Origin of the sequence: Arthrobacter sp. CAN_A212 (assembly GCF_015752345.1) — a bacterium.
Taxonomy (GTDB): Bacteria; Actinomycetota; Actinomycetes; order Actinomycetales; family Micrococcaceae; genus Arthrobacter_D.
Genome location: NZ_JADOUT010000002.1, coordinates 83,470 through 94,861, shown reverse-complemented (window position 1 = coordinate 94,861; position 11,392 = coordinate 83,470). Strand labels below are relative to the sequence as shown.

Here is an 11,392-nt window from a genome sequence, read left to right as displayed (position 1 = left end):
GTCAGGCCTTGCCGATGACCCGGTAAAGAACACCGTCCCAGTGTTCAGCCGAGCTCACCCGGCGTCCGTCAATGAACGCCTTGATGCCCGGCAGGTCCGCCGGGCTCAGTGACGCATAGGATGCGTGGTTGGCCTGCACCACGGCGGCGTCGACCGGCTCGCCGAGGTGGTAGGGATCGAATCCGAGCCGCTGCAGTTCCTCGTCGGTGTACATCGGATCGTGGACCAGCGCGGTCGCCCCGCGCGACTTCAAGGAGTCCACCGCTGCGAAGACTCCCGAGAACGCTGTCTCTTTGACCTCGCCACGGTAGGCCGCACCGAGCACCACCACCCTCGCTCCGGAAAGGTCGCCGTACGCACCCTCGAGCAGGCCGATGGTGTAGTCGGGCATCCCCGCGTTGGCTTCCCGGGCGGCCCGGACCACCGTGGCATCCGGGTCGTTCCAGAGGTACAACCGTGGGTACACGGGAATGCAGTGACCCCCCACAGCGATGCCGGGCTGGTGGATGTGGCTGTAGGGCTGGGAGTTCGACGCGTCAATGACCTGGTAAATGTCGATCCCGGCGGTCGCGGCGAAACGGGCAAACTGGTTGGCCAGGCCGATGTTGACGTCCCGGTAGGTCGTCTCGGCCAGTTTGGCCAGTTCTGATGCTTCGGCGGAGCCAAGGTCCCAGACGCCGTTGCCGCGGTCCAGGTCAGGACGGTCGTCGAAGTCGAGCACCGCTTCGTAGAATTCGATGGCAGCGGCGGCTCCGGCGTCGGACAGGCCGCCGACCAGTTTGGGATATTTCTTCAGGTCTTCGAAGACGCGCCCGGTCAGGACCCGCTCCGGGGAGAAGACAAGGTGGAAATCCTTTCCTTCGACCAGGCCCGAACCTTCCTCGAGCATCGGCTTCCACCGGGTGCGGGTGGTGCCCACCGGAAGGGTGGTCTCGAACGAAACAAGGGTGCCGGGGGTCAGGTGCCGGGCCAGCTCCGATGTTGCGGAGTCCATCCAACCGAAGTCTGGTTTCGCGTCCTGATCCACGAACAAGGGAACCACGAGCACGACGGCGTCCGCTCCGGGGACGGCGTCAGCGTAGTCGGTGGTGGCACGCAGCCGGCCAGCTGGAACCAGCTCCGAGAGCATCTCCTGCAGGTGTGCCTCGCCGGGAAATGGCTCAGTGGCCTGGTTCACCAGCTCGACGACCTGTGCGTTCACGTCCACGCCAACCACCTCGTGGCCTTTGGACGCGAACTGCACGGCGAGCGGGAGCCCGATTTTTCCAAGCGCAATAACAGCAATCTTCACGAATCATTGACCTTCTCTAGAGGCGGGTAGTGAACATGTCCGACCGGACCCAGTAGTCAAGCCTATAGGCAGTCGGGGAAAAACACCTGATCTAGGGTTGTCCACATTCCCGGTGGCGTCCACGATCGCCTGCCCCTCCTCCCGATAGCGTCGATCGCACCACCCGTCCCCGTCCCAAGGCGGCCCGATGCTGCTGCACCTCTCGCTCGTCGGCGCCCCGGGCGTGGCCCGACCCGCTCCGGGCACCGTCGTGGAACTGGTGGTTGATACCTCAATTGTCGACTCGGTCCTTGCCCTGAGGGCGCTGCTGGCCGAACATCACACCAGCGCCGCCTACGCTGTGGCTGGCCAGCCGCTGGAGTCGCTGACCCTTGGCCTTGCGCCGCTGGTGAACGGGGCGGTGATCGTGGCCGGGGGTGGGCCGTCAGCGCGAACCCGGCGCGGACGGCTGCCGAATCTGGTGCTGGTGGTCAGCACAGGGCCGGACGCCGGCCAGCTGATCGGGCTGCGCCGCGGCACGTACACGATCGGCCGCCAAAATTCCCATATCGTGTTGGAGGATCCTGCGGTGTCGCGGCGCCACGCCCTCCTGACCGTCGAGACGAACCGCGTCACCCTTCACGATGTTGCCTCGGCCAACGGCACCTGGGTTGACGGTGCCCGGGTTGCGGAGGCCACGATCTCGGTCGCTTCGGATCTCCGGTTCGGTGACAGCGGCTGCCGTCTGGTGCTGCTCGACCAGGTTGCACTCAACCACCGGATTCCCGCCGTGCGGGATCCGTTGGAAGTGCAGTCAGCGGCGCCCCGCCCGTCCCATCCGGTCCTACTGGGTTCGGCGGTCCTGCCCCTGGTCCTCGGAATCGTCCTCGCCCTGGCCACCGGGATGTGGGTCTTCCTCGGATTCAGCGTGCTCTCCGTCACCGCCGCTCTGGTGCCGCTGGTGACCGGCCGGCGAGCGCGCAGGGCTTTCACAGCAGCCCTGGCCGATGCGTCTGCGGAGGACCGACAACGACGACTGGCGGCAACTGATGACATCGGGACGCTGGCGGCGGCAGCGTACTCGCCTGCGTCCACCGACTCAGCCGGACCGGGCGGACCGGGCGGACCGGGCGGACCCGGCGGACCACCATCGGTCCCGGTATATGTGCGGCTCGGGCTGGCGGCCCAGCCTGCGCACCTCGTGGTGAAACCGGCTGACGCGGCCTGGACCTGCCCGCTGTTGGACGACGTGCCGGTGATGATCGAACTCACCGTCGGCACCAACCCCACCGGGCCGCCGGAGGTCTGCTTCTCCGGCTCCAGGCGGGACCTGCTCGGAATGGCGCAATCGCTGCTCCTCCAGCTCAGCCACCGGCCGGGCACCGCGATCTGTGTGGGAACGCCCGCCGATCTACCCGCGGATGCCCGTTTCCTGCCTGGTGTGATTCTGGCTTGCCCATCCGAACTGGCGGACCTTGCGCGGACCTCAGGGCGGGTGCCCGTCTTGCTGTTCGGGTCCGCCGCAGCCGATCACGTGCCAGAGGCGGCCGGGATTTTCCGCTTCGGGTGTTCGCCCGGCGAGCTGTCCCACGGTTCCGGGACTGTGGGAGAAACAGTCACTCTGGGCCGCGGCGGGGCAGAACTGAGGGGCGTGCGAACCATCAGCTTCCACCCTGATCTGGTGAGCAGCATCTCCTTTGGACGGCTGGCTCGCGCTCTCGGCGGCCGGACATTGCCTGCCTGCGAGGACGAGGGAAAGCCGTCGTGTGACGACCCGCTCGTGCTGCCACCCCGGATCAGCCTTGACCGGATTGCGCCTTCCACCCCCGATCAGGTACTCCGGGCCTGGTCGCGGCCGCTGCCCGGGCTTACCGCGGCAATCGGTCGGAGTGCCGAAGGCGTCCAGTTGTTTGACCTGGTGTCCGATGGGCCTCATTTGGTGATCGCCGGCACCACCGGTTCAGGGAAATCTGAGTTGCTCCGGACCCTGATTCTGTCCGTCGCCCTCCATCACAGCCCAGCAGAGGTCAACTTTCTTCTGATCGATTTCAAGGGTGGCGCCGGACTGAGGCCCCTGGCCGCCCTGCCTCACGCGGTCGGCCTGCTGACCGACCTCTCGGCTGCGTCGGTCTCCCGCGCCCTGGTGTCGTTGCTGGCGGAGCTTCGACGACGCGAACAGCTCTTTGCCAGCCATCTGGTCACCGACATCGCCGATTGGCCCGCCGCTCATCGTGCACCGCTACCCCGTCTTGTGGTGGTGATCGACGAGTTCAGGATGCTGATGGAGGATGTGCCGGGCGCAGCTGGCGAGCTGGTGCGCCTCGCCACGGTGGGCAGATCACTCGGGGTTCACCTGGTGATGTCCACCCAGCGGCCACAGGGCGCCCTCGGCCCGGACATCCGGGCCAATGTAAGCGCGAGCATCGCGCTCCGGGTCAGTTCGGCCCTCGAATCACAGGACATTGTCGGGTCCTCGGCCGCCGCGGTCATCCCTGTCAACACACCGGGGCGTGCCCTGCTGCGGCTGGGGATGGGCCCGGCCAGGCTGTTCCAGGCCGCATCAACAGTCCCGAACACCGAAGAATCATCGACTGGTGTCATCGAGTGGAACATGTCCTTCCGCCGCCCGGCGTCGCCGATGGCCGGGCCGCGGCTCAAGGATCGACGGGGACCGGCAGGGCCGGTCGCCGCGATAGCCTCCGCTGCCGAGGATTTCAGATACGGGTCCCTGCATTATCCGGTCCTGCCGGGGCTCCCCACCGTCATCACCGCATCGGCGATGGCCCCGGCTCCTGAGGGTGCGGTGGTGCTGGGCCTCCTTGACCTCCCCGAAGCACAAACCCAGCGAACGCTGCTGTGGGCCCCCGGCATCGATTCGCATCTGGCATTGATTGGTCAGCCCGTCGCCGGCACCGCTGCCACGCTCGTTCAGGTGGTGGCCGGCCTGCTGGAATACCTTCCCGACCGTCACCTGTACATCCTTGATGGCGACGGAACCCTCAGCTGGGCGGCGTCGGCCCCGCAAGTGGGCGCCTATGTGGGCGCCCAGGAACCACGCCGGGCTGCCCGTGTCGTCCGCAGGCTCGCCGACCTGCTCGCTGAGCGGCTGTCGGGCGATGGAGCAGCGGCACCGGGCCGGGGGCAGGACCCGGATCCTGGCCCGGCGCTGACGGTGGTCGTGTCGGGGTGGGGTCGCTGGGTAGGAGAACTGAGGGCCAGTCGCTGGCCCTGGGCCGAAGAACTGATCCAGGATCTCGCTCGTGACGGCCAGCTGGCTGGCATCACCCTGGTGATATCTGGTGGCCGTGAGGTTGTCACGGGTCGGTTCTTTCCCCTCCTGCCCAATCGACTGTACTTTCCGCTGGGCGCCACCCAGGAGTCCATCCTTTCGTGGCCGAAGCTGCCAGCGACCGAGCCCGTGCCGGGTCGGTGCCTGGTGCAGGGGCCCATCGCCACCCCCGAGGGAGCCCTGGCCCAGGTGATCCTCGGGCGGCGTGAAACGTCAAGCGCCCGTGGCGTGGCTCAGGTGACACCAGCCAAAGCCCCGTTTCGGGTGGTACCGCTGCCGACGGCCATCCACGGGACCGATCCGCGGCTCACCACCGCTACGGGCGACTGCGGTCGGGTACCGATCGGAGTTGGCGGGGACGACGCCGACGTCGTCTTCATCACGCTGACGCGGCGCATGGTCTTCCTGATCATTGGTGCTCCAGGTTCCGGACGCTCGACCCTGATCGAGCAGATCGCCGCCGCGTCGACGACCAGCTGTGCGCGCCCCGCGCCCGGGGAGGATCCGGTGGATTTCTGGTCCGGGCAGACACAACTCCTGGCCAGCACGGGCGTTCCACCGGAAGAGTCGCTGCTCCTCGTCGATGATGCAGACCAACTGCCGCAAGAGACCCAACGTCACCTCGGTCAGCTCTTCGCGCAGGGGTACCGCCTGATCCTGGCGGTAACTGACGGTGCCACGATTCTTGCGAAGGTCCCGCTCGCTACGCAGGCCCGGTCCGGCCGGACCGGGGTGATCCTCGGACCACGTCAGGCGTCCGACGGCGATTTCTTCGGTGTGCGCCTGGATTGTGATGCCAGGCCGTGGCCCGGTCGAGGGTTCCTGTTCGACGGCGGAGAGGTGCGGGAGGTGCAGGTTGCCCTCCCTGCGCCGCGCAGGCCGAGTGAGAATGGCGGACGAGGGTAAACCGGTCGTGGCTTTGGACCCTAGAGGACCTTTGGGTTGTCTCCGGTCCGCGAGGTGTAGGCGAGCACCGGCTTGGTAAACAGCACCAGCAGGACGGCTGCCGCCGGGACCAGCAGAGCCAGACCCACCGGGATGATTCCGGCGGAGAGGGTGGGCACGGCGATGACGATCACGAACAACTGGAAGACCAGCGCAGCAGACCGGGTCCAGCGGTATCCCTTCACCAGGTGATAGCTCACCAGCAGCAGCCACAGTGCCAGCACCACCAGGAACACCAGGGTGAAGATGGCACCGCCCAGCGACGTGGGCGTACTGGTGAGGAGACCGTAGAGGTACCACCCCGCGGCGGTCAGCAAGCTCAGCGCCTCCAGCACAAGGATCACGGCAATGACAATGACCCCGGCCGGACGGGCCTGCGGAGCCGACTGGCTTGCCGTCTCACTCATCGGTGCAATCCTGCGGCATGTAGGTCATCTCTATCGTTTAGTCGGTCGCCCGCACCGGGTACCCGGCCAGGGCGTCCGCCCAGTCCCGCGGTTGGAACCCGGAGGCTTCCAGCTTAGTCAGGTCAAGGACACTTTTAGCGGGGCGGGGCGCCGCGTCCTGGTTGAGGAAATACTCCTTGGCCGTGACGTCGACCACTTGGCCTGGATCGGCTCCGGCCCGCTGATACACAACGCGTGCCAGATCTGCCCAGCTAAGAGGCGTCCCCGCGTTGGACATGTTGTAGGTGCCAAACGCTGCGGGGGAGTCGATGAGGTGAAGGATCGCCGCCGCCAGGTCACCGGCGAAGGTGGGCCGCCCGATCTGGTCGTTGACCACGGTTGGTGACACCCCCCTGGCTGCCAACGCGGCCATCGTCCTGACGAAGTTCCGGCCCTCTCCAATGACCCAGCTGGTGCGCACAAGGTAGTGCTGAGGCGCGGCCGTGCAAACTGCCAGGTCCCCGGCCGCCTTGGACTGGCCGTACACCCCGAGCGGGCTGGGTGGCGCGTCGTCCAGATAAGAATTCTCTACACCATCGAAGACGTAGTCAGTCGACACATGGACGAGGGTTATCCGGTGCGCTGCGGCGATCTGCGCCAGCCTCGCAGGAGCGACGGCGTTAATGGCCCAGGCACGGCGCCGCCCGTCGGTGGTCTCGGCGCCGTCGACATCCGTGTAGGCAGCGGCATTGATGATGGCCGAATAGCGGCTCCAGTCGCGGTCGTAAGACGCTTCGTCTGCAAGGTCGAAGTCCCGTCGGGTGGAAAACTCGGCATCAGGCAGCATCACACGCAGCGCGCGGCCGAGCTGCCCGTCAGCACCCAAAACGAGGGTGGTGCGGGGCGGGACGGGTCGTACAGCCGTTAGCCGTGGATGGTCGCGGTCCTTCGCCGACACCTCTGCCTGCCCCAGCGGGAGTGGCCACTGTATATCCAGTTTCTCGTCGGCCAGATTGACCAGGACATACTGGTCCACAGCGTCCGGACTCCAGTGATCGTTCACCAGGTAGTTGTACACCGTGTCCTTTTCGAGGGTCTGGAATGCGTTGCCAACCCCGCGGGGGACAAAAATCGCCACTGCCTCGTCGATCTCGGTGGTAAAGACGGTGCCGAACCCTGGCCCCTCCCGCAGGTCGACCCACGCCCCAAAGACCCGACCGGTGGCGACTGTGACGAATTTGTCCCATGGCTCGGCGTGGATACCCCTGGTGGTTCCCGCGGTCGCGTTATAGGAGATGTTGTTCTGCACGGGCCCGAAGTCGGGCAGGCCAAGGGCCACCATTTTCTCCCGCTGCCAGTTTTCCTTGAACCAGCCGCGGCCATCGCCGTGGACGGGCAGGGTGATGAGCATCAGGCCGGGAATGGGGGTCTCCACCAGCGACAGCTCGCTCATTGACCGGTGGCCCCGTAGAGCGCTTCCACTGCCTCCTTGCCGGGTTCCCACCAGGGGCTGTGATCCCGGTACCACTCGATGGTGTGAGTGAGACCTGCCTCGAAATCAACGAACCGTGGAGTCCACCCCAGTTCTGATCTGAGGCGTGAGGAATTAATCGCGTACCGACGGTCGTGCCCAACCCGATCCCGCACCAAATCGAACGCGGTTTCGGGTTCGCCCATGAGTCGGAGCAGTGTCCGCACCACCTCGATATTGCTGCGCTCCCCGTCGGCACCAATCAGATAGGTTTCCCCGATCGTTCCCCGATCGATCACGGCGAGGACCGCCGACGAGTGATCTTCGGTGTGGATCCAGTCCCTCACGTTCAGGCCGTCCCCGTAGAGTCGGGGGCGCTGACCCTGGAGCACATTGGTGATCTGGCGGGGAATGAACTTTTCGACATGCTGGAAGGGTCCGTAGTTGTTGGAGCAGTTGCTGATGGTGGCACGTACGCCAAATGATCTGACCCAGGCCCGTACCAAGTGGTCAGACGCAGCTTTCGTTGACGAATACGGGCTCGACGGGTTGTAGGGCGTCAGCTCGGTGAACCGGGCTGGATCGTCCAGTTCCAGGTCCCCGTATACCTCGTCGGTGGACACGTGGTGGAAGCGGATCCCATGCTTCCGGGCCGCTTCCAGGAGGGTGTAGGTTCCGACGATGTTGCTGTGCAGGAATGGTCCCGGGTCGCGAAGCGAATTGTCGTTGTGGGTTTCGGCTGCGAAATGGACCACCAGGTCATGTCCGCTGAACAACCGGTCTACAAGGACGGCGTCAGCAATATCCCCGGTGACCACCGACACCCGGTCCGGATCCAGGCCCTCCAGCGAGGACCGGCTCCCCGCGTAGGTCAGCTTGTCCAGCACGGTGACCGAGTCGTCAGTGACCGCGAGTAAATGGCGGACGAAATTTGACCCAATAAAACCGGCGCCCCCGGTCACCAATGATCTGCGCATACCGACAATGTATCCGCAAGCCGCGCCGAATTCCTAGGTGTCGCCGATTACCGGGGCCTGCTCCGGATAGCATAACGACCATGAAGGGAATAATTCTGGCAGGCGGCACGGGATCTCGGCTTCACCCCATCACTCTGGGGGTCAGCAAGCAGTTGGTGCCCGTGTACGACAAGCCGATGATCTATTACCCTTTGTCCACCCTGATCCTTGCGGGGATCAGGGACATTCTGGTGGTGACGACTCCGCACGATGCCGAGCACTTCAAAAACCTGCTCGGAGACGGCTCAAGGTTTGGCATTTCCCTGACCTACGTGCAGCAGCCGCGGCCTGAGGGACTCGCCCAAGCGTTCATTCTCGGCGCTGACCATGTGGGTTCCGAGTCGGTGGCGCTGGTGCTCGGGGACAACATTTTTTACGGACCCGGGATGGGCACCCAACTCCAGCGGTTCAGTGGGATCGACGGCGGAGCGGTGTTCGGGTACTGGGTGGCTAACCCTTCGGCATATGGTGTCATCGAATTTGATGACGAGAAGCGGGCGGTGTCGCTCGAAGAAAAGCCTGATCACCCCAAGAGTAACTATGCGGTTCCCGGGCTCTACTTCTATGACAACTCGGTACTGGACATCGCTGGTTCACTGCGACCGTCGCCCCGGGGCGAACTGGAGATCACCGATGTGAACATGGAGTACCTCTCCCGGGGCAAGTTGCATGTCGAGATTCTCCCCCGCGGTACCGCATGGTTGGATACCGGAACATTCGACTCTCTGACCGACGCGTCCGACTTCATCCGCACCGTGCAGAAGCGTCAGGGACTGTCCATCGGTTGCCCTGAAGAGACGGCCTGGCGGCAGGGCTTTCTCACCGATGACCAGCTAAAGGATTGCGCGACACCGTACCTGAAGAGCGGGTACGGCCAGTATCTGCTTAATCTCCTGGACGGCTGAGGACCTCGATTGCTCCGTCACTCGACGGGAGGGGTCTTGACACGGAAGTAACCAGCCGACATAGTCGATTGGTGTTCACGTGGCACTTGCGATGCCCGTAATGACAACGGTTGTGATGCATAACTCACCACATTGCACAATTAAGCGCTTCCAACCTCTTGTTTGGCTGAATTTAACCTGACAGCCTTGAGGAAGAAGAAATCGGGGGCCAAACGGGCCCCTTTACTATGTGGCCGTTCGTGAATGTTTTCACAATCTCGAATGGCCGAAGGAGAAAGTGATCATACATGGATTGGCGTAGCCGCGCTGCATGCCTGGACAAGGACCCGGAACTGTTCTTCCCGGTCGGAAACACTGGGCCTGCCCTTCTTCAAATTGAGGAAGCCAAGAGCGTCTGTCGCCGCTGCCAGGTAGTTGACACCTGCCTTCAGTGGGCAATCGAATCCGGCCAGGACGCAGGGGTCTGGGGTGGATTGAGCGAGGACGAGCGTCGGGCGCTCAAGCGCCGGGCAGCCCGCGCACGCCGGGCCTCCTAGCGGAGCCCAGCGACGCTTCCTGGTCCCTGACGGACCAATTAGTCTTGCAGGAAACAGCGGACCGCCACCCTTTCGGTGGCGGTCCGCTGTTATGTGCGGTTGTCGTGCAGGCCCAGCTCGATGGTCACAGCAGTGCCGCCGCCCTCTCGGGGCTCCCACGTGATAGTGCCGTCCAGCTCGCTCATCACCAGTGTCCTGACGATCTGGAGACCCAGGCCCTCCTTGTGGGCTCCGTTGGGCAGCCCAACGCCGTCGTCCGCGACCGTCACATTGAGGATCTCGTCGCCGTTGGCGCTCTTCCGCCGATTTGCCAGCAACCACACTGTGCCCGTTCGCTCCGACAGCCCATGCTCCACCGCGTTTGTCACCAGTTCGTTAATCACCAGTGCCAACGGCGTGGCAAAGTCACTGGGCAGCTTACCAAAAGAGCCGGCACGCTCGGTGCGCACCTCGTGGGCAGGCGACGCGACCTCGGCCGACAGCCGGAATTGGCGGGCGATGAGCTCGTCGAAATCGACACTCTGAGAGAGCCCCTGGGACAGGGTCTCGTGGACCAGCGCAATTGTCCCCACCCGCCGCATGGCCTGTTCAAGACCCTGCTTGCCTTCATCGCTCACCATCCGGCGCGACTGCATCCGTAAGAGGGCCGCAACGGTCTGGAGGTTGTTCTTCACCCGGTGATGGATTTCGCGGATGGTCGCGTCCTTGGACACCAGCTCCATTTCCCTGCGGCGGAGCTCAGACACATCCCGGCAGAGCACCAGCGCACCGAACCGGTCCTTTTCGTCCCGGAGCGGGATGGCACGCAGTGACAGGCTGACGCCACGGGATTCGATTTCGGTCCGCCAGGGCATCCTGCCGGTCACCACCAGCGGGAGCGTCTCATCGACCAGTCGACGGTCGGTGAGAAGTGACGTGGCGACCTCCGCCAGGGACCTTCCTTCGAGCGTTTCAGCATCACCGAGCCTCCTGAACGCCGACACACCGTTGGGGCTCGCATACTGGATGACACCCTCCACATCCAGCCGGATCAACCCGTCACCGACGCGTGGCGCTCCGCGGCGCGAGCCCGTCGGGGTCGCGAAGTCGGGCCACAACCCGAGGGTGCCCATCCTCAGCAGGTCGTGGGCGCATTGCCGGTAGGTCAACTCCAGCCTGGACGGCATCCGTGAGCTGGACAGATCCATGTGGGAGGTGACGACGGCGAGGGTTCGCCCGTTCCGCACCATCGGGACGGCCTCGACCCGCATGGCCATTTCAGTGGTCCAGTTGGTGTCGCCTGACCGTTCCATCTGCTGGCTCTGCCAGGCCTTGTCGACAAGCGGCAAAAGGTCAGCACGGATCCGCTCGCCGACAAAGTCGGTGTGGAAAACGGTGTGGGACGTCGACGGACGAACGTGGGCCAGGGCGACATATCCTCCGTCGTCCAGAGGGAACCAGAGAGCAAGGTCGGCGAACGCGAGGTCCGCGACCATCTGCCAGTCCCCCACCAGCAGATGCAGCCACTCCGCATCTCCCGGACCGAAATGAGCGTACTCGCGGATCGGATCGGTGAAGATTGCCACTGACGCCCC

The 11,392-nt window shown here is 64.7% G+C and carries 8 protein-coding genes; 3 read left to right on the top strand and 5 right to left on the bottom strand.

Annotated features, from left to right (window positions below; genetic code table 11):
* Nucleotide 1: 1 nt before the first annotated feature.
* Nucleotides 2–1,291: a nucleotide sugar dehydrogenase gene (locus IWX64_RS03040; protein ID WP_196865694.1), complete on the bottom strand. Its 1,290-nt coding sequence runs from the start codon at nucleotides 1,289–1,291 to the stop codon at nucleotides 2–4.
* Nucleotides 1,292–1,478: 187 nt separating this feature from the next.
* Between IWX64_RS03040 and IWX64_RS03035 the strand changes: the two genes are divergently transcribed.
* The gene (locus tag IWX64_RS03035) at nucleotides 1,479–5,465 is read left to right on the top strand and encodes an FtsK/SpoIIIE domain-containing protein (protein ID WP_196865693.1); all 3,987 of its coding nucleotides are present in this window, start codon (nucleotides 1,479–1,481) and stop codon (nucleotides 5,463–5,465) included.
* Nucleotides 5,466–5,485: 20 nt separating this feature from the next.
* Here the strand turns inward: IWX64_RS03035 and IWX64_RS03030 are convergent, their stop codons facing one another.
* From IWX64_RS03030 to rfbB, 3 genes are read right to left on the bottom strand one after another with little or no spacing between them, the layout of a single operon-like run.
* Complete coding sequence (locus IWX64_RS03030) at nucleotides 5,486–5,911, bottom strand: hypothetical protein (RefSeq protein ID WP_196865692.1); 426 nt, start codon at nucleotides 5,909–5,911, stop codon at nucleotides 5,486–5,488.
* Between the two features lie 37 nt (nucleotides 5,912–5,948).
* Nucleotides 5,949–7,343 (bottom strand): dTDP-4-dehydrorhamnose reductase, encoded by a 1,395-nt coding sequence (gene rfbD / locus IWX64_RS03025; RefSeq protein WP_196865691.1) that lies wholly within the window; start codon nucleotides 7,341–7,343, stop codon nucleotides 5,949–5,951.
* On the bottom strand, nucleotides 7,340–8,338 hold the full coding sequence (gene rfbB, locus IWX64_RS03020; RefSeq protein WP_196865690.1) for a dTDP-glucose 4,6-dehydratase: 999 nt from the start codon (nucleotides 8,336–8,338) through the stop codon (nucleotides 7,340–7,342). Before rfbB ends, rfbD begins: the two co-directional genes overlap by 4 nt.
* An 80-nt stretch (nucleotides 8,339–8,418) precedes the next feature.
* On the opposite strand from rfbB, the gene rfbA reads away from it, so the two are divergent.
* Both rfbA and IWX64_RS03010 read left to right on the top strand, forming a co-directional pair.
* Nucleotides 8,419–9,282 (top strand): glucose-1-phosphate thymidylyltransferase RfbA, encoded by an 864-nt coding sequence (rfbA, locus tag IWX64_RS03015; protein WP_196865689.1) that lies wholly within the window; start codon nucleotides 8,419–8,421, stop codon nucleotides 9,280–9,282.
* Between the two features lie 287 nt (nucleotides 9,283–9,569).
* The gene (locus IWX64_RS03010) at nucleotides 9,570–9,818 is read left to right on the top strand and encodes a WhiB family transcriptional regulator (protein ID WP_019483052.1); all 249 of its coding nucleotides are present in this window, start codon (nucleotides 9,570–9,572) and stop codon (nucleotides 9,816–9,818) included.
* Nucleotides 9,819–9,907: 89 nt separating this feature from the next.
* On the opposite strand, the gene IWX64_RS03005 is transcribed toward IWX64_RS03010, so the two are convergent.
* The gene (locus IWX64_RS03005) at nucleotides 9,908–11,383 is read right to left on the bottom strand and encodes a sensor histidine kinase (protein WP_196865688.1); all 1,476 of its coding nucleotides are present in this window, start codon (nucleotides 11,381–11,383) and stop codon (nucleotides 9,908–9,910) included.
* Nucleotides 11,384–11,392 lie beyond the last annotated feature (9 nt).

Excerpts from the sequence above, each read along its gene's own strand:
- IWX64_RS03035 (WP_196865693.1), top strand. The coding sequence starts at position 1,479 with ATGCTGCTGCACCTCTCGCTCGTCGGCGCCCCGGGCGTGGCCCGACCC.
- IWX64_RS03030 (WP_196865692.1), bottom strand. The coding sequence starts at position 5,911 with ATGAGTGAGACGGCAAGCCAGTCGGCTCCGCAGGCCCGTCCGGCCGGG.
- rfbD (WP_196865691.1), bottom strand. The coding sequence starts at position 7,343 with ATGAGCGAGCTGTCGCTGGTGGAGACCCCCATTCCCGGCCTGATGCTC.
- rfbB (WP_196865690.1), bottom strand. The coding sequence starts at position 8,338 with ATGCGCAGATCATTGGTGACCGGGGGCGCCGGTTTTATTGGGTCAAAT.
- rfbA (WP_196865689.1), top strand. The coding sequence starts at position 8,419 with ATGAAGGGAATAATTCTGGCAGGCGGCACGGGATCTCGGCTTCACCCC.
- IWX64_RS03010 (WP_019483052.1), top strand. The coding sequence starts at position 9,570 with ATGGATTGGCGTAGCCGCGCTGCATGCCTGGACAAGGACCCGGAACTG.